This window comes from Sphingomonas sp. NBWT7 (genome assembly GCF_014217605.1).
Classification (GTDB): Bacteria; Pseudomonadota; Alphaproteobacteria; order Sphingomonadales; family Sphingomonadaceae; genus Sphingomonas.
In genome coordinates this window covers 2,528,233-2,544,382 of record NZ_CP043639.1, presented here as the reverse complement: position 1 = coordinate 2,544,382, position 16,150 = coordinate 2,528,233, and the positions used below count along the sequence as shown (strand labels likewise).

General features: G+C 67.4%; 21 protein-coding genes. 9 read left to right on the top strand and 12 right to left on the bottom strand.

Annotated features, from left to right (window positions below; translation table 11 throughout):
• Positions 1–35: 35 nt before the first annotated feature.
• From F1C10_RS12360 to F1C10_RS12320, 9 genes are all read right to left on the bottom strand, one after another.
• Positions 36–365, bottom strand: a complete 330-nt coding sequence (locus tag F1C10_RS12360; protein WP_185210223.1) for a DUF1491 family protein — start codon at positions 363–365, stop codon at positions 36–38.
• Positions 362–817, bottom strand: coding sequence for a PaaI family thioesterase (locus F1C10_RS12355; RefSeq protein ID WP_258042897.1), 456 nt, complete (start codon positions 815–817; stop codon positions 362–364). Before F1C10_RS12355 ends, F1C10_RS12360 begins: the two co-directional genes overlap by 4 nt.
• The gene (locus F1C10_RS12350; protein ID WP_185206579.1) at positions 804–1,283 is read right to left on the bottom strand and encodes a PTS sugar transporter subunit IIA; all 480 of its coding nucleotides are present in this window, start codon (positions 1,281–1,283) and stop codon (positions 804–806) included. Before F1C10_RS12350 ends, F1C10_RS12355 begins: the two co-directional genes overlap by 14 nt.
• 13 nt (positions 1,284–1,296) lie before the next feature.
• Positions 1,297–1,884, bottom strand: a complete 588-nt coding sequence (gene hpf, locus F1C10_RS12345) for a ribosome hibernation-promoting factor, HPF/YfiA family (RefSeq protein ID WP_185206577.1) — start codon at positions 1,882–1,884, stop codon at positions 1,297–1,299.
• Between the two features lie 52 nt (positions 1,885–1,936).
• Entirely contained in the window at positions 1,937–2,623 is a 687-nt protein-coding gene (gene dnaQ / locus F1C10_RS12340; protein WP_185206575.1) for a DNA polymerase III subunit epsilon, read from the bottom strand.
• Positions 2,624–2,630: 7 nt separating this feature from the next.
• Entirely contained in the window at positions 2,631–3,269 is a 639-nt protein-coding gene (gene coaE, locus F1C10_RS12335; RefSeq protein ID WP_185206573.1) for a dephospho-CoA kinase, read from the bottom strand.
• Positions 3,270–3,298: 29 nt separating this feature from the next.
• Positions 3,299–4,123: a shikimate dehydrogenase gene (locus tag F1C10_RS12330; RefSeq protein WP_185210222.1), complete on the bottom strand. Its 825-nt coding sequence runs from the start codon at positions 4,121–4,123 to the stop codon at positions 3,299–3,301.
• Positions 4,124–4,203: 80 nt separating this feature from the next.
• Positions 4,204–4,752 carry a nucleoside triphosphate pyrophosphatase gene (locus tag F1C10_RS12325; RefSeq protein ID WP_258043159.1) on the bottom strand — a complete coding sequence of 183 codons (549 nt, stop codon included), beginning with the start codon at positions 4,750–4,752 and terminating at the stop codon, positions 4,204–4,206.
• Between the two features lie 65 nt (positions 4,753–4,817).
• Positions 4,818–5,651 (bottom strand): pyruvate, water dikinase regulatory protein, encoded by an 834-nt coding sequence (locus F1C10_RS12320; protein ID WP_185206569.1) that lies wholly within the window; start codon positions 5,649–5,651, stop codon positions 4,818–4,820.
• A 339-nt stretch (positions 5,652–5,990) separates the two neighbouring features.
• On the opposite strand from F1C10_RS12320, the gene hemE reads away from it, so the two are divergent.
• The 7 genes from hemE to ribA all read left to right on the top strand — a co-directional run bounded on the left by hemE (position 5,991) and on the right by ribA (position 12,828).
• Positions 5,991–7,064 (top strand): uroporphyrinogen decarboxylase, encoded by a 1,074-nt coding sequence (gene hemE, locus F1C10_RS12315; protein WP_185206567.1) that lies wholly within the window; start codon positions 5,991–5,993, stop codon positions 7,062–7,064.
• A complete protein-coding gene (locus tag F1C10_RS12310; protein ID WP_185206565.1) occupies positions 7,064–7,522 on the top strand; it encodes a CopD family protein in 459 nt (152 codons plus the stop codon). Before hemE ends, F1C10_RS12310 begins: the two co-directional genes overlap by 1 nt.
• 179 nt (positions 7,523–7,701) lie before the next feature.
• The gene (gene rho / locus F1C10_RS12305) at positions 7,702–8,958 is read left to right on the top strand and encodes a transcription termination factor Rho (RefSeq protein ID WP_185206564.1); all 1,257 of its coding nucleotides are present in this window, start codon (positions 7,702–7,704) and stop codon (positions 8,956–8,958) included.
• A gap of 223 nt (positions 8,959–9,181) precedes the next feature.
• The gene (locus F1C10_RS12300; RefSeq protein ID WP_374939349.1) at positions 9,182–9,913 is read left to right on the top strand and encodes a TerC family protein; all 732 of its coding nucleotides are present in this window, start codon (positions 9,182–9,184) and stop codon (positions 9,911–9,913) included.
• A gap of 112 nt (positions 9,914–10,025) precedes the next feature.
• A complete protein-coding gene (locus tag F1C10_RS12295; protein WP_185210220.1) occupies positions 10,026–10,622 on the top strand; it encodes an outer membrane lipoprotein carrier protein LolA in 597 nt (198 codons plus the stop codon).
• A 356-nt stretch (positions 10,623–10,978) separates the two neighbouring features.
• Complete coding sequence (locus tag F1C10_RS12290) at positions 10,979–11,761, top strand: exodeoxyribonuclease III (protein WP_185206562.1); 783 nt, start codon at positions 10,979–10,981, stop codon at positions 11,759–11,761.
• Positions 11,758–12,828: a GTP cyclohydrolase II gene (gene ribA, locus F1C10_RS12285; protein ID WP_185206560.1), complete on the top strand. Its 1,071-nt coding sequence runs from the start codon at positions 11,758–11,760 to the stop codon at positions 12,826–12,828. The genes F1C10_RS12290 and ribA overlap by 4 nt, the downstream gene beginning before the upstream one ends.
• Before the next feature lie 23 nt (positions 12,829–12,851).
• Here the strand turns inward: ribA and F1C10_RS12280 are convergent, their stop codons facing one another.
• Together F1C10_RS12280 and F1C10_RS12275 are read right to left on the bottom strand one after the other, a co-directional pair.
• The gene (locus tag F1C10_RS12280; RefSeq protein WP_185206558.1) at positions 12,852–13,517 is read right to left on the bottom strand and encodes an HAD family phosphatase; all 666 of its coding nucleotides are present in this window, start codon (positions 13,515–13,517) and stop codon (positions 12,852–12,854) included.
• Complete coding sequence (locus F1C10_RS12275) at positions 13,514–14,191, bottom strand: YggS family pyridoxal phosphate-dependent enzyme (protein WP_185206556.1); 678 nt, start codon at positions 14,189–14,191, stop codon at positions 13,514–13,516. Before F1C10_RS12275 ends, F1C10_RS12280 begins: the two co-directional genes overlap by 4 nt.
• 22 nt (positions 14,192–14,213) lie before the next feature.
• On the opposite strand from F1C10_RS12275, the gene F1C10_RS12270 reads away from it, so the two are divergent.
• Positions 14,214–14,765, top strand: a complete 552-nt coding sequence (locus F1C10_RS12270; protein ID WP_258042894.1) for a thiamine phosphate synthase — start codon at positions 14,214–14,216, stop codon at positions 14,763–14,765.
• A gap of 19 nt (positions 14,766–14,784) precedes the next feature.
• Here the strand turns inward: F1C10_RS12270 and F1C10_RS12265 are convergent, their stop codons facing one another.
• Entirely contained in the window at positions 14,785–15,456 is a 672-nt protein-coding gene (locus F1C10_RS12265; RefSeq protein ID WP_258042893.1) for a porin, read from the bottom strand.
• A 255-nt stretch (positions 15,457–15,711) separates the two neighbouring features.
• Between F1C10_RS12265 and F1C10_RS12260 the strand changes: the two genes are divergently transcribed.
• Complete coding sequence (locus F1C10_RS12260) at positions 15,712–16,149, top strand: DUF3576 domain-containing protein (RefSeq protein ID WP_085810087.1); 438 nt, start codon at positions 15,712–15,714, stop codon at positions 16,147–16,149.
• Position 16,150 lies beyond the last annotated feature (1 nt).

Below are 16,150 nucleotides of genomic sequence, written 5' to 3'. Positions count from 1 at the left end.
CAATACGAGGCTGCTCGTTCACCAGGGGTTTCGAGTCAATTAATGCAGATCGTTTCAGCGGCGAACCGTTCGCCGTCCGCGACATCCAGAGCAACCACCCATAAGTCGGGATCGCGCGCGCGGCGCCGCTGCCAGTAATCGTCGGGCGTTTCCGCTGCCGCGCCGGCGAGTCCCGCTGGGGTCAAAGCATCGCGACCATCCATGCCGATCATCCGCTCGATCAGCCGATCCTCGCGCTCGAGCAAGATTAAGATACCGCCGGAATCGGCATCACCGCGGGCGCGCACGACGGCGAACCCGCCGGCATCATTGATGCGGCGGAGAAGTGCGGAAACGAGCAGGTGCGTCGGCAGCCTTGCCACTATCCGACACGGTACCCAGGCAGCCCGGCTAGCGCGATACGGCTGCGCATGAAGGTGCCGGTACCCCGCGCGACCTCCTCCCCATCCGCCGCAATCAGCCGTGCATCCCCGACGAAGACGCGGCGCTGTCCGCTGACCCAACGCCCCTCCGCCACGACCGGACCGGCGGCGAGCGGGCGCGTCAGCAGCAGATTGAACTGCGTCGTCAGCAGGAAACGATCGGTGATGAGACTGTTGCACGCGTAGAAAGCGGCATCGTCAAGCATCTTGAAATAGGTAGTCCCGTGCGCGGCACCCGCGGCGTGGAAGTGATCGGGCACAACGTCGAACCGAATCCGCGCGACGCCGGGTTCGGGAATTTCGAGCCGCGAGGCGAACAGCGCGTTGATCGGTGCTGCGGCATAGAGCGATTCAAGGGCACGATGATGCGCCTCGGCACCTTCAGGCCGCGTCACGCGCGTGGTTCCCGTCATCCGCCGTCAGCAGGGCATATAGCGCATCGCGCGAACCGGCGCCGCGCAGCTTGGCCACGAACGCGCGGTCGCGGAACCGACGCGACACGCGGGCCAGCGCCTTCAGATGCTCCGCGCCGGCATCGGGCGGCGACAGCATCGCTACCACGATATCCACCGGCACGTCATCGACCGACTGGAATTCGATCGGCTGCGCGAGCCGCGCCACGCCGACGATGATCCGCGGCAGATCGGGGAGGCGCGCATGCGGGATCGCCACGCCCCCGCCGAAACCGGTCGAACCAAGCTTCTCGCGCTCCGTAAGCGCGCCGGCGATCGCGGACGGCTTGCCGTCGATGGCGGGCGCGACGATCGAACCAAGTTGCTGGAACAACGTCTTCTTGCTGGTTGCCGCCACCCCGACGACGACGAGGTCGGGGTGGAGCAGATCACTCAAATCATTGGACATGACGCTTCGATAATCATCCCGCGCGCTGCGGCTCGACCCATCCGATCGTGCCGTCGCCGCGCCGATAGACCATGTTGTACGCGCCCGTCCCCGAATTCTTGAACAAGAGCGCCGCGGTGTTGCGCAGATCGAGCATCATCACCGCGTCGGACACGCTGGCATCGGGCACGTCGACACGCGTCTCGGCGACGATCAGCGGCGCATCGCCTGCTTCCTCGTCCTCTGTGGTCGGCTCGGCGAACAGCGTGTAGCCGGCGTTGTCGTAGGACACGCTTTCGGCCAGCGCCTGCGCCTCACCGGCATTGCGGTCCTTCAGCCGGCGCATGTAGCGGCGCAGCTGCTTCTCGATCTTTTCCGCCGCGCCGTCGAACGCGTGATGCGCGTCCTGCGCCTCGTGCCGGCCCTTCAGCACCAGCCCCTGCATCACGTGGACGACGATGTCGCAGCCGAAGCCGTTGTCGTGAGGCCCCTTGCCGAACGTCACATGCGCCGAGATCGCACGGCTGAAATATTTGTCGGCGATACCCTGCAGCCGGGTGTCGACATGATCCTTGAGCGCATCGCCCGTCTCGACCTGGTGTCCAGAGATGCGGATATCCATCGACTTGTTCTCCATTCAGTGGCCCGGCGTTCTCGCGCCGGAGCGTTGGGCGTCAGCCGGACGCCGCGGCCCCCCAGATCGGATTCTTGACCCGCGTCATGAACGCGGTGTGCGCGGCAAGTTCCGCATCGCTGGGCGCGAAATGGCGCGCCGCGCGCGTGACGCGCGGCGCGGCGGATTGCGTTGGCAGCGCCTCGGCGACAAGATCGCTGACGAGCGACAGCCCGATCTGCCGCCCCCCCATCAGCTCGACATAGACCTGCGCCAACAGTTGCGCGTCGAGCAGCGCGCCGTGCAGCACGCGGTGCGAGCGATCGATGCCGAAGCGCGAGCACAAGGCATCGAGCGTCAGCTTGGCGCCGGGATGCCGCTGCTTGGCGATCGCCAGCGTGTCGATCATCCGCGTCATGCAGATCGGATCACGGCCGCAGCGACCGAGCTCGCCGTTGAGGAAGCCGAAATCGAACGAGGCATTGTGCGCGACGAGCGGCGCATCACCGACGAAGGCGACGAGCTCCTCGGCGAGCGCGTGGAACAGCGGCTTGTCCGACAGAAACGCGTCGCTCAGCCCGTGGATCGCCTGCGCGCCCGGCGGCATGCTGCGCTCGGGATGGAAATAGGCGTGGAACGTGCGCCCCGTCTCGACACGGTTGATGAGCTCGACGCAGCCGATCTCGACCATGCGATCCTCGCCGAAGGTAAAGCCGGTGGTTTCGGTGTCGAAGACGATCTCGCGCATCGTGAGTTTATCGGCCTTCGCTCGAACCGAGGCAAGCCGGGTCGCCCGATCCGGCGCCCGGTCGATCGCCGATAAGATCGGCGACGACGTGGCGGACGTGGGCGCGCGTCTCGTCCATCGAAACGTCGGTCGGGATGATGTAATCGGCGCGCGCGCGCTTCTCCGCATCAGGCACCTGCCGCGCGAGGATCGCGTCGAACTTGCCCGCGGTCATGCCCGGGCGCTGCAGTGTGCGGGCGCGCTGGACGGCGGGATCGGCGGAGACGACCGCGACCTTGTCCACGCCGCGCTGGCCGCCGGTTTCGAAAAGCAAAGGCACATCGAATATGACGAGCGGCGCGGCGGCATGTTCCGCGAGAAAGGCGGCGCGTTCCTCCCCGACGGCGGGATGAACGATCGCCTCGAGCGCCTTCATTGCCGCATCGTCGCCGAGCACCGCCTCGGCGAGCGCGGTGCGGTTCACGCCCTCGGCCCGGGTGGTGCCGGGAAAGCGCGCCTCGATCGCCGCGACGACGCGGCCGGCGGGGCCCTGCAGCTTGTGCACTTCGGCGTCGGCATCGAAGACGGGCACGCCTTCGTCGGCGAACATCTTGGCGACAGTCGACTTGCCCATGCCGATCGATCCGGTGAGGCCGAGTTTGATCATCGTCGCGTCTCCCTTTTTCAAATGCCGGCTCAGGCGAGCAGCCGCTCGCGCAGTTCGTCGTCGTGCGCACGCGGCGCCGGCTGGCCGAAGAACAGTTCGAACGCCGCGGCGGCCTGGCCGACGAGCATGTCGAGCCCGTCGATCGTCTCGAACCCAAGTGCGGCCGCGGCCTGCAGCAGCGGCGTTTCGAGCGGGGTGTAGACGATGTCGTAGACGATCGCGCCGATCGGCAGCGGCGACAGATCAAGGTCGAGCGGCGGCTGGCCGGCCATGCCGAGCGCGCTGGTGTTGACGAGCAGCTTCGCCGCGGGAAGCGGCGCGGCGAGCGGCAGCGCATCGCCCTTGAGGCCGAAGCGGCCGAGCAGCGCGGCACCCTTCAACGGCGAGCGGTTGAGGATCGTCACCCGCCCCACATCCATCCGCGCCAGCGCGAAGAGGATCGCGCGCGCCGCGCCCCCCGCCCCGATCACCGCTACGGGCGCGCCGGCGAGATCGAGGTCGGCGATCGGCGCGTAGAAGCCGGCGGCATCGGTGTTGGTGCCGAACAAGGCACCCCCCTCCCCGCGCACCACGGTGTTCATCGCGCCGATCGATCCGCGCACGTCGCCCGGATCGTCGACCAGATCGAGCATCGCGATCTTGTGCGGGATGGTGACGTTGCAGCCGCGCCACGCCGGATCGGCGCGCCGCGCCGCGACATAGGCCGGCAGGTCGTCGGGCAGGACGTGGGTGGCGCGGTAATCGGCGTCGATCCCCAGCTTCTCCAGCCAGAAGCGGTGGATCAGCGGCGACTTGGAATGCGCGACGGGATCGCCGATCACCTCGGCATAGGGGCGGCCGGTGGCGGTAGCGATGGCAGTGGCGGCGGCGGTGACGCCACCCGGCTGCGATGATGATTCCGACACTGCCGCGTTCCTTCCCTGATGGCCGCCGATCAGGCGAGCAGTACCTGCCGCTCGCGCAGATAGCCGAGCAGCGGCAGCAGCGGCATGCCGAGCACGGTGAACTGGCTGCCCTCGACGCGGCTGAACAATTGCACACCCGGCCCCTCGATCCGGTAGCAGCCGACGCAGCCCGCGATCGCCGGCCATTCGGCGTCGAGATACGCTTCGATGAAGGCAAGCGACAGCGGTCGCACGATCATCCGCGCCTTGTCGACGTGGCGCCACACCGCCCGCCCGCCTTCGGCAATTACCGCCGCGCTGACCAGATCATGCCGCTTGCCCGACATCATCGCGAGGTGCGCCGCAGCTTCCTCCCGGTCGCGCGGTTTCGACAGGATCGTGCCATCCTCGAGCACCGCGAGGCTGTCTGATCCAAGCACAAGCGCCTGCGGCGCGCGCTGCGATACCTTGAGCGCCTTCAGTTCGGCGAGCGAGTCGGCGAGATCGCGCGGCGCGACGTTGCCGAGCGCCGCCTTGGCGGCGTCCTCGTCGACCATCGGCGCCTGCGCGACGAACGGCACGCCCGCCGCCCCGAGCATCGCGCGGCGCGACGCCGATTGTGAGGCAAGGATGAGTTGCAGGGTGTCTTGTCCCGGGTTCGACATCATTGCTCACCCACGCTCGGCGCACCGCGGCGATCGTTGACCAGCGCGATGATCGCGGCGGCGGTTTCCTCAATGGATCTGCGCGTGACGTCGATCACCGGCCAGCCGTTGTCGGCAAACATGCGGCGGGCATATTGCAGCTCGCGCGTGACGGCTTCCTGATCGACATAGGGCGTCTCGGGCGCCTGGTTGAGCGACAGCAGCCGATTGCGGCGGATCTGGATCAGCCGATCGGCGCTGGTCGTCAGCCCGACGACGAGCGGGTTCTTCAGCGCGAACAGATCGCGCGGCGGCGGGCTCTCGACGACGATCGGGATGTTGGCGACCTTGAAGCCGCGGTTGGCGAGATAGATCGACGTCGGCGTCTTGGACGAGCGCGAGACGCCGGCGAGGACGATATCGGCTTCCTCCCACTCCTCCCACGCGATCCCGTCGTCGTGCGCGATCGTGTACTGGATCGCGTCGACACGCGCGAAATAGGCGGCGTCGAGGACGTGCTGGCGCCCCGGCTTGCCCTTGGCCTGCTGGCCGAACAGCATCGACAGCGCGTCGTTCACCGGATCGAGCGGCGCGACCATCGGAAGTCCGAGGCTCTGGCAGCGCTGCTCGAGCGCGCGTCGGGTTGCGGGATTGACCAACGTGTAGATCACCAGCCCGGGATTGTGCGCAATCTCCTGCAGGATGCGGTCGAGATGCGCCTCGGTGCGGACCATCGGCCAGAAATGGCGCACCGTCTCGACGTCGTCATATTGCGCCAGCGCGGCCTTGGCGATGTTCTCAAGCGTCTCGCCGGTCGAGTCCGACAGGAGGTGGAGGTGCAGACGGACGGTCACGACGCCGATCCGAACTGCACCACATGCAAGATCGGCCACGTGCAGGCGGCGATCGTGAACCCTGTGGACAACATGGGGAGGAGCGCTAGCGCAACCCGCCGCGACGGCCAAGCCGCGCGTCGGCGGTGGAAAACCGGGCGGCTATCCACAATCCCGTTCACACCGGCCGATTTCATCAACAGCCTGTGGATAACGGGGACGACGCATTCGAATCGACGGCGCCGCGTGGGGCGCCGCACGTCAAGCTGTTGGCAATTCGGGGGGGAACGCATAAGCCCCGACACCAACGCGCCAACAACATCTCACAACCCTTTAGAATCTTCTTTTCTAGTTAGAAGGATGCCCGTGCACCCCCCGATCGAGCCGTCCGCGAAGCCGCTGCTGGGCGTGCTGCAGGGCCAGCGTGCGGCGCGTCCGCCGATGTGGCTGATGCGTCAGGCGGGGCGCTATCTGCCCGAGTATCGTGCATTGCGGGCGGAGAAGGGCGGCTTCCTCGCGCTGGCGACCGATCCGGCAAGCGCGGCCGAGGTGACGATCCAGCCGATCCGCCGTTTCGGTTTCGACGGCGCGATCCTGTTCTCCGACATCCTGATGGTCCCCTGGGCGATGGGGCAGGATCTGACGTTCGGCGTAGGCGAGGGACCACGGCTCGCGCCGCGCCTCGCCGAGCATGCGCTGGGTGACCTGACCGCGGTGACGGCGCGTCTCGATCCCGTCTATGCAACCGTGCGCCGCGTCGCCGGGATGTTGCCCGCAGCGACGACGTTCCTAGGCTTCGCGGGATCGCCGTGGACGGTGGCAACGTACATGGTGGCGGGGCAGGGATCGAAGGACCAGGCCGAGACGCGCGCGATGGCATATCGCGATCCGGCCGCGTTCGGTGCCATCATCGATGCGATCACGGCGCTGACGATCGACTATCTCTCCGGCCAGATCGAGGCCGGGGTGGAGGCGGTGCAGGTGTTCGACAGCTGGGCGGGCACGCTGTCGCCGGCGCAATTCGAACGCTGGGTGATCGCGCCCAATGCGGCGATCGTCGCCGGGCTGAAGGCGCGCCACCCCGACGTGCCGGTCATCGGCTTCCCGAAGGGGGCGGGCGGCAAGCTGCCCGCGTATGCGCGCGAGACCGGGGTCGACGCCGTCGGGCTCGACGAGACGGTCGATCCTGCGTGGGCCGACGCCAATCTGCCCGACGGCATGCCGGTGCAGGGCAATCTCGATCCGCTGGCGCTGATCGCCGGGGGCGATGCGCTCGACACGGCGATCGACCGCATCCTCGCCGCCTTCCCGGACCGGCCGCACGTCTTCAATCTCGGCCACGGGATCGACCAGCACACGCCGATCGCGCATGTCGAGCACGTGGTGGCGCGGGTGCGCGGCGGCGTTGCCGCGGAGCCGGAGGTGATTGGCTGATGGGTGTCGGGTTCCTGGGCGCTGCCTATCTGTGGGTGAAGGCCGCGCACGTCATCTTCGTGATCTTCTGGATGGCGGGCATGTTCATCCTGCCGCGCTATCTGGTGCATCATCAGGAAGGGCTGGGCGATCCCGCGGAAGAGCAGCGCTGGATCACGCGCGAGGCCAAGCTGCGCCGCATCATCCTGACGCCGGCGATGATCGCGGTGTGGGCGATCGGGCTGGCGCTGGCGGTCAACGTCGGTCTTCTCGCGGGTATCCAGGGGCTGGCATGGCTCCACGCCAAGCTGTTCGTCGTGTTCCTGCTATCGGGCTATCACGGTTGGGCGGTGGGCTATTCGAAGCGGCTGGCGCGCGGGCAGGCGAGCCTCGGCAACCGGCAGCTGCGGATGATGAACGAGGTGCCCGCGCTCGCGGTGACGATCATCGTCATTCTGGCGGTGGTAAAGCCGTTCTGATCCGCCGCGTACTTGCGGATCGCGCGCCACGCGCTGCTTGACTAACCGGCGGGCCAAACCTACGTCTCGCACTTGGTGAGGCCGTTCGGCCCGCTGCCTCCTTCAGTCTCGTTGCCGCGCGAATTGTTTTCCGCCGACCGGGCTTTCTCCCCCCACCCGATTTCAATCGGACACACGACATGCATCTCAAAGACTTGAAGAAGAAAGCCCCGGCCGAGCTGGTCCAGCTTGCCGAGGAGCTCGGCGTCGAGGGCGCCTCGACGCTGCGCAAGCAGGACCTGATGTTCGCAATCCTCAAGGTTCAGGCCGAGGAAGGCGAGACGATCATGGGCGAGGGCACGATCGAAGTGCTGCCCGACGGCTTCGGCTTCCTGCGCAGCCCCCAGGCCAATTATCTCGCCGGCCCCGACGACATCTACGTCTCCCCCAATCAGGTGCGCAAGCACGGGCTGCGCACCGGCGACACCGTCGAGGGCGAGATCCGCGGGCCCAAGGATGGCGAGCGCTATTTCGCGCTGACCAAGCTGATGAGCGTCAACTTCGACGATCCCGACGCCGTCCGCCACCGCGTCAACTTCGACAACCTGACGCCGCTCTATCCCGACGAGCGGCTGAAGATGGAGATCGAGGACCCGACGGCGAAGGACAAGACGGGCCGCGTACTCGATCTCGTCTCGCCGATCGGCAAGGGTCAGCGCTGCCTGATCGTCGCCCCGCCGCGCGTCGGCAAGACGGTGATGATGCAGAACATCGCGCGCGCGATCTCGGCGAACCATCCCGAGGTGTTCCTGCTGGTGCTGCTGATCGACGAGCGGCCCGAGGAAGTCACCGACATGCAGCGCACGGTGAACGGCGAGGTCGTCTCGTCGACCTTCGACGAGCCGGCGACGCGCCACGTCGCGGTGGCCGAGATGGTGATCGAAAAGGCCAAGCGCCTGGTCGAGCACAAGAAGGACGTGGTGATCCTGCTCGACAACATCACCCGCCTCGGCCGCGCCTACAACACGGTGGTGCCGTCGTCGGGCAAGGTGCTGACCGGCGGTGTCGACGCCAACGCGCTGCAGCGTCCGAAGCGCTTCTTCGGCGCGGCGCGCAACATCGAGGAAGGCGGATCGCTGACGATCATCTCGACGTCGCTGATCGACACCGGCAGCCGCATGGACGAGGTGATCTTCGAGGAGTTCAAGGGCACCGGCAACGCGGAGATCGTGCTCGACCGCAAGGTGTCGGACAAGCGCATCTTCCCGGCGATCGACGTGTCGAAGAGCGGCACGCGCAAGGAGGAGCTGCTGGTCGAGAAGGACAAGCTGTCCAAGATGTGGGTGCTGCGTCGCATCCTGATGCAGATGGGCACCGTCGACGCGATGGAGTTCCTGCTCGGCAAGATGAAGGATTCCAAGACCAACGAGGATTTCTTCGCCAGCATGAATCAGTAGCCGAGTGCGGCCTGCGCCACCCTGGCGTAGGACTCGCACCGGCTCGGCCGACGGGTCGGCACAGCCGAACCCGATCGACGGCGTGGCTTTGCCACGCCGTTTGTCTTTATGACGGGTGCCGTCTCGTCAAGCTGGTGATTACCGACCCCACGCCATATGGACGCAACCGAAACGGTATCGTCGCCGTTCGATCACCAGACCTTTTCGCGGGAGCGCCCAGCCGTTGATCCTTTCCCTGCTCGCCCAGGCCGCCGCGGCCATCCAGGGCCCCGGATCGCTCGGCGATATCTGGCAACACATCGTCGCCGACTTCTCGAACCTGTCCGATCCGGCGGCGCTCGCCGCGTTTGGCCAGGTGCTGATGATCGACCTCGTCCTCGCAGGGGATAATGCGATCGTCGTTGGCGCGCTCGCCGCCGGATTGCCCGCGGATCAGCGCAAGAAGGTGATCCTGATCGGCATCCTCGCCGCGCTGGTGCTGCGCATCGCCTTCGCGCTCGTCGTCACGTGGCTGATGGGGATCGTCGGGCTGATCTTCGCGGGCGGGCTGCTGCTACTGTGGGTGAGCTGGAAGTTCTGGCGCGAGCTGCGGCACGATAGCCACGCCAACGTCGGATCGGTCGAGGTGGAGGGCGACGAACGCTCCGGATTGAAGCCCGCGCGCAGCTTCGCCAGTGCCGCCTGGGCGGTCGCCGTCGCCGACGTGTCGATGAGCCTCGACAACGTGCTGGCGGTCGCTGGCGCGGCGCGCGAGCATCCCGGCATCCTCGTCGTCGGACTGATCCTGTCGGTCGCGCTGATGGGCCTCGCCGCCAACGTCATCGCGCGCTTCATCGAACGCTATCGCTGGATCGCCTACGTGGGCCTGGCAGCGATCGTCTTCGTCGCGTTCAAGATGATTTACGAAGGCTGGGTCGGCACGGGTGAGACGATCGGGCTGGGGACGCTGTTCTGATCGACGCCTGTTCCGATCGCCGTACCTTTATGATCGAGACCGGGTTCACGGCAGGTTCAACGCATTGGTGCCACCGGATCGGCAGCCCATCGGGAGAGTATGAGTGAGATACATGATGCCGGTCGCCGCGATGGTGGCGCTTGCCGCGCCGGCGCTGGCGCAGAGCGGTGACCTGTCGCTGGTGCAGAATCACCTGCGCAGCGTGAACACGATGACGGCGGATTTCACGCAGACCGATCGCGCCGGCAAGACGCTGACCGGTACGCTGACGCTGAAGAAGCCCGGGCGGATCCGTTTCCAGTACGAGAAGGGCGTGCCGATCCTGATCGTCGGGGACGGCAAGGCGCTGACCTTCATCGACTATTCGGTCCGGCAGGTGCAGCGCTGGCCGATCGGCAATTCGCCGCTTGGCGTGCTGATCAATCCCGACAAGGACATCGCGCGCTACGCCAAGATCGTGCCCAATCCCGACCCGCGCGTGCTGTCGGTGGAGGGATACGATCCCAAGCATCCCGAATACGGCCGGATCACGATGGTTTTCGCGCGCGATGGCGGCGCGCCGGGCGGGCTGATGCTGCAGGGCTGGGTGATGCTCGACAGCCAGGGCAATCGCACGACGATCCGCCTTGCCAACCAGCGCTTCAACGCGCCGGTCAGCGACGGGGCGTTCCGTTGGAACGATCCGCGGCGCAGCGGCGCGCGAAGCTGAAAGAATTTCGTGAATCCGTTCATGTGGGCGACAGGTAAGTGGGCCTAGAGCTTGCCTCGCGGATGTGGGGCGGTTCGGGATTTTCCCCCTGTTGCCCGGACGGTTGCTCCACTCCCCCTGCGTGACGAACGCCAGGTCGGCCCTCGCTCCATGCCCCCGGAGCGGGGGCCTTTCTGCGTAGGGCGTATGCCGCGGCAGCGACAAGCCGCCCAACCACGGCCGACGTCGCACCAGCGACGATCGACGACGCGGCTTAGCCGCGGCGCTGCACGCTTTCATTGTCTATCGCGCGCCAACACAACGCGACCAAGCTGCACGGTTGCCGTGGTCGCCGCGACGGGTCTAAAGCCCGCGGCGTGAAGATCGTCAGCTGGAACATCAACTCGGTTCGCTTCCGGATCGCGATCGTCGAGCAATTCCTGCGCGAGAATGCCCCCGACGTCCTGTGCCTCCAGGAAACCAAGGTGGTGGACGAGGACTTTCCGATCGAGGCGTTCCGTGCGCTCGGCTACGATCATGTCCTGATCCACGGGCAGCGGATGCACCACGGGGTGGCGATCGTCAGCCGCGTGCCGATCAGCGAAGACGATCGGCTCGACTGGCAGGCGAACCGCGAAGCGCGGCATATCGGCGTGCGCCTGCCCAACGGCGTGCGGCTCGAGAACGTCTACGTTCCCGCGGGCGGCGACGTGCCCGATCGCGAGGTGAACGCGAAGTTCGGCCAGAAGCTCGATTTCGTCGAGCGGATGACGGCTTGGTCCGCCTCCCTCGATTGCCCGACGATCCTGACGGGCGATTTCAACATCGCGCCCCTGCCCGAGGACGTGTGGAGCCACAAGGCGCTGCTCAAGGTCGTCAGCCATACGCCGGTCGAGGTCGAAGCGCACGATCGGCTCAAGGCTTCGAATGACTGGGTCGACCTGGGGCGGCATTTCCATCCCGCCCCGGCGCGGCTGCATACCTGGTGGAGCTATCGCTCGCCCGACTGGACGAAGAACGATCGCGGGCGCCGGCTCGATCACATGTGGGCTACCGGCGATGTGGCGAAGGCGGCGACGCGACACGTCGTGTTCGAGGCGTGCCGCAGCTGGTCGGCGCCATCGGATCACGTCCCGATCATGACCGAGTTCGCGTTTTGAGCGAGCCGGCCGCTCGTACGGATGCGGCACGCAATGTCGCGCGCGCGATCGATGCGCTGCGCCGGGGGTGGCCGATCCGCATCGGGGGGCTGGCGTTGCTGCCGGTCGAGACGAGCGATCCGCTCCGGCTCGCCGCGTTCGATCCTGCCGAGGCGGCGCCGGTGCTGCTGTCCGCCGGACGTGCGGAGACGCTGAAGCTTGCCAATCAGAAGGACGCGGCGATCCCCGACGCGCCCGTGCTGGTCGATCGTGCGCCGTGGGTCGATTTCGCCGCGGCGACCGCGCTCGCCGATCCGCAGCTCGATCTCGCGACCCCGCTGAAGGGGCCGTTCCACGCGCTGCCGCTGGTTGCCGCCGCCGATGCCGCCGCGGCGCTTCGCCTGGCGCGGGTTGCGGGGATGCTGCCGGCGTTCTTCGTGCTGCCGGACGGCGCAGGCGAGGTGACGATTACCGCGAACGACATCGACGCGCACGAGGATGCGCTGCGGCTGTGGATCGCGGCACGCGCACGCCTGCCGGTGGCGCATGCGGAGGACGCGGAGATCGTCGCCTTTCGCACCCCGGAAGGGCCGGGCGAGCATGTCGCGCTGCTGATCGGCGCACCCAACGGCCACCCGCCGCTGGTGCGGCTGCACAGCGAATGCCTGACCGGCGACGCGTTGGGCAGTCTCAAGTGCGATTGCGGGCCGCAGCTCGATGCCGCGATCAAGGCGATCGCCGCCTCAGGCTGGGGCATCCTCCTGTATCTGCGGCAGGAAGGGCGCGGGATCGGGCTGGTCAACAAACTGCGCGCCTATGCGCTGCAGGATCAAGGCTTCGACACGGTGGACGCGAATACGCGGCTCGGCTTCGCGATCGACGCGCGTGATTTCGGCGTCGCGGCGCGGATGCTCGACCTGCTGGGCCAGCGCGCGGTGCGGCTGCTGACGAACAACCCCAACAAGGTCGCGGGGCTGGAGGGGCGCGGGATTACGGTAGTGGAGCGCGTACCGCACTTCCTGCCGACCAACCCGCACAACGAACACTATCTCGCGACCAAGCGCGATCGCACCGGGCACCAGCTATAGGGTTGTTCGCGACACCCTAACGGTCAGAGTCCAAGCTCACGGCGCACGTCTTCGAAATCATGCGCGATCGTATCGACGCCGATCGCGCGCAGCGTCGCGTCATGCCCGATCGCGCAGTGGCGGCCGGCGCACAGACCGATGACGTAGCCGCCGCTCGCCACCGCGCCCGTCGTGCCGACGGGCGAGTCTTCGAGGATCGCGCAGCGCTCGATCGGAACGCCGAGTTGCGCCGCGCCGTACAGGTACAGATCGGGCGCAGGCTTGCCGCGCGTGACATGCTCCGCGCCCGAGTAAACGTGATCGCCGAACGCGTCGGCGAGGTCGAGATGCGCCAGATGCGTGCGGATCCAGCGCGTCGAGCTCGACGAGACCACCGCTTTCGGCAGATTCGCCGGTAGCGAGCGGACGAAGGCGGTGGCGCCGGCGACTTCCTCGATCCCCTCTGCCAGGACGCGCTCGTTCTCTGCCAGGCGTTCGGTATTCCATTGTTGGGGCAGTGGCCCACCGATCCATGCTTCGAGCCGTGTCACGAAGTCACGTCCCGAATAGCCCATGAAATTCGCCATTGACTCTTCGGTGGTCGTCGGGCGCCCGTTCGCGGTAAGGAAGTCCGCGATATGCTTATTGCCGAGATACTCGCTCTCGATCAGCACGCCGTCGAAATCGAACAACAATGCGTCGAATTTCATGCACTTGGCTCCTGCGGCGGGCGTGCGCCGAACAACGCCGATCCGACGCGCACGTGCGTTGCGCCGATCATCACCGCGGTCTCGAAATCGTCGGACATGCCCATGCTGAGGCCACCGACTCCTTCCTCGCGCGCAATCTTGGCGAGCAGCGCGAAATAGGGCGCGGGCTCTATCCCAGCCGGCGGAAGACACATCAGTCCGGCAACCGGGAGGTCGGCGGCGCGTGCCTCGGCAAGCAGGGCGGGGACGTTCGCAATCGCGCAGCCGCCCTTCTGCGGCTCGGCACCGATGTTGACTTGGACGAAGCAGGCGGGCCTGCGGCTTTGCGCTTCCATCGCGCGGGCAAGCGCGGCGACCAACGAGGGGCGGTCAACGGCGTGGATCGCATCGGCGATCGCCACCGCATCGGCGGCTTTGTTCGACTGCAACTGCCCGATGAGGTGGAGGCGGGTGTCGGGGTAGCGCTCGCGCAGCGCGGGCCATTTGAACTGCGCTTCCTGGACGCGGTTCTCACCGAAATCGCGCTGCCCCGCGGCGAGCAGCGGTTCGATCGTGGTCGCAGGGTGCGTCTTCGACACCGCGATCAGCGTCACCTCATCGGGGGCGCGCTGCGCGAGCTTTGCGGCATGGGCGATGCGGCCGCGGATCGCGGCGAGACGGTCGTCGGCGTGCATCGCGCGGGCTATAGGCGGGGCGATGCAGCGCCGCCACCCCATCGCGACCGATCGCGTGCCCTGTGTGTGGCTGATGACTGACGAGCGGATGGGCGACGACCTGTGGCGCGCGGTGCGCCGGCTGCCGCGCGGCAGCGGCATCGTGTTTCGGCATCATGCCACCCCGCCGGCCGAACGGCGGCGCCTGTTCGCGCGGCTGCGGTGCGTCGCGATCGCGCGCGAACTGGTGCTGGTACGCGCCGGCGGCACCGTCATGCAAGGTGAAATGGGGCGCCACGGAGCGGCTAAAAAGGGGGCTGAAGGAGGGGTTCGAAGGGGTTTGGTGACGGCGCCGGTGCACGATTGGCGCGAGGCGAAGGCGGCGCGGCGGCAGCGCGTGGATGCAGCGTTCGTCTCGCCGGTATTCACGACGCGATCGCATCCGGGCGCGGGGGCGCTAGGCGTGCGCCGCGCGACGCACCTAGCGCGCGGGCTGCCGATGGTGCGAATCGCGCTCGGCGGCATGACAGCGCGGCGCTTTTGCACGCTGCACGGCTTTGATGGATGGGCGGCGATCGATGCGTGGCTAGCCTAGCCCGCCAGCGACGCCGGTATCAGAAACGGAAGGCGGTGCCGACGTAGACCGCCTGGCTGTCGCGACGGTCGTCGGCGAAGCGGGCAAGCCGCTCGCGTTCGGACTTGTAGCGCACGCCGGCGGTGAGATCGATGTTGCGGGTAAGCGAGTAGGAACCACCGACGTCGAGCGAGTAGGTCGGCGCGTCCTCGACCAGCTTTGGCGCGCCGGGCAGCGCGCGATCGGCGGCGGCCTTCACGCGGCCGGTGAAGCGCGGCAGCGAGTAGCTGACGCCGACATCGGCGATCTCGCGGCTGCCGGGGGCGCCGGCGAGATCGACCTTGGCGACGTCGCCAGTGACGGCAAAGCGCTTCCAACCGACCGACACGCCGAGATTGTAGGCGACCGGTACCAGGCCGACCGTCGGCGCGGTGACTGCGGCCACGCGGTTGCTGTCGTCAACGCGATTCGAGCGGGCGCGAACCGCCACGGTGACCGGGCGATTGCCGCCGCGCGTCTCTGACGGAGTGAAGCGGAACTCGCTGCTGGCAAGGCCGCTGCGCGCGAACGCCGCGGCGAGGCGCGGATCGGCGGCGGAGGGGGTGAAGCCGCTGACGCTGCGCGGCCCGGCGAGTCGCTTCGGCAGCTGCCGGTCGACCTCCGACGCGCCGAACGCGGGCGCAACGGCGAGCGACGCGGCAACGAGTGCCACGAGCGATCCACCGATGAGCGCACCCTTACGAAACACGAGTCCCTCCAACCCCTTCGAAACGTTCGTAACACGATTGGTTCGCACGCCGCCATCGGCGCGGGCACATTTTGACCGGCTTTTGGCGAGAGTGTTGCATAGTATCCACAACATCGCCGGCAGCTGAACGGCGGCCCCGCGCGAATCGGATCAACTTGCGGGGCGGGGAGGCGCCCTATAGAGCCGCAGCCAGTGAGTTTTTCCATCAGGACGATGCCGATGTTCCGCCCGTTGCGTTCCGCGCTGATCGTATGTGCCGCCCTTGCCGCCGCGAGCTGCGGCGGGGGGCGCGAGCGGCCGCAGACCGACCTTGCCGCCTCGCGCATCACGACGATCGGGGTGAACAGCTATCTGTGGCGCGCGACGCTCGACACGCTGAGCTTCATGCCGCTGCTGCAGACCGATTCGAACGGCGGGGTGGTGGTGACCGACTGGTACGTCAATCCGCAGACGCCGACCGAGCGGATGAAGGTGACGGTGTCGATCCTCGACCAGGATCTGCGCGCCGACGCGCTGCGCGTCGCGGCGCTGCGCGAGGTAAACCAGGGCGGCCAGTGGGTCGGCGCGCCGGTGGCGGCGGCGACGACGCAGAAGCTGGAAGACGTGATCCTGACGCGGGCACGCGACCTGCGCCGCGCCTCCTCCGCGATCAACTGAG

Excerpts from the sequence above, each read along its gene's own strand:
- F1C10_RS12350 (WP_185206579.1), bottom strand. The coding sequence starts at position 1,283 with ATGTCCAATGATTTGAGTGATCTGCTCCACCCCGACCTCGTCGTCGTC.
- hpf (WP_185206577.1), bottom strand. The coding sequence starts at position 1,884 with ATGGATATCCGCATCTCTGGACACCAGGTCGAGACGGGCGATGCGCTC.
- dnaQ (WP_185206575.1), bottom strand. The coding sequence starts at position 2,623 with ATGCGCGAGATCGTCTTCGACACCGAAACCACCGGCTTTACCTTCGGC.
- coaE (WP_185206573.1), bottom strand. The coding sequence starts at position 3,269 with ATGATCAAACTCGGCCTCACCGGATCGATCGGCATGGGCAAGTCGACT.
- F1C10_RS12325 (WP_258043159.1), bottom strand. The coding sequence starts at position 4,752 with ATGCTCGGGGCGGCGGGCGTGCCGTTCGTCGCGCAGGCGCCGATGGTC.
- hemE (WP_185206567.1), top strand. The coding sequence starts at position 5,991 with ATGCCCGTGCACCCCCCGATCGAGCCGTCCGCGAAGCCGCTGCTGGGC.
- F1C10_RS12310 (WP_185206565.1), top strand. The coding sequence starts at position 7,064 with ATGGGTGTCGGGTTCCTGGGCGCTGCCTATCTGTGGGTGAAGGCCGCG.
- rho (WP_185206564.1), top strand. The coding sequence starts at position 7,702 with ATGCATCTCAAAGACTTGAAGAAGAAAGCCCCGGCCGAGCTGGTCCAG.
- F1C10_RS12295 (WP_185210220.1), top strand. The coding sequence starts at position 10,026 with ATGATGCCGGTCGCCGCGATGGTGGCGCTTGCCGCGCCGGCGCTGGCG.
- F1C10_RS12280 (WP_185206558.1), bottom strand. The coding sequence starts at position 13,517 with ATGAAATTCGACGCATTGTTGTTCGATTTCGACGGCGTGCTGATCGAG.
- F1C10_RS12275 (WP_185206556.1), bottom strand. The coding sequence starts at position 14,191 with ATGCACGCCGACGACCGTCTCGCCGCGATCCGCGGCCGCATCGCCCAT.
- F1C10_RS12270 (WP_258042894.1), top strand. The coding sequence starts at position 14,214 with ATGCAGCGCCGCCACCCCATCGCGACCGATCGCGTGCCCTGTGTGTGG.
- F1C10_RS12260 (WP_085810087.1), top strand. The coding sequence starts at position 15,712 with ATGTTCCGCCCGTTGCGTTCCGCGCTGATCGTATGTGCCGCCCTTGCC.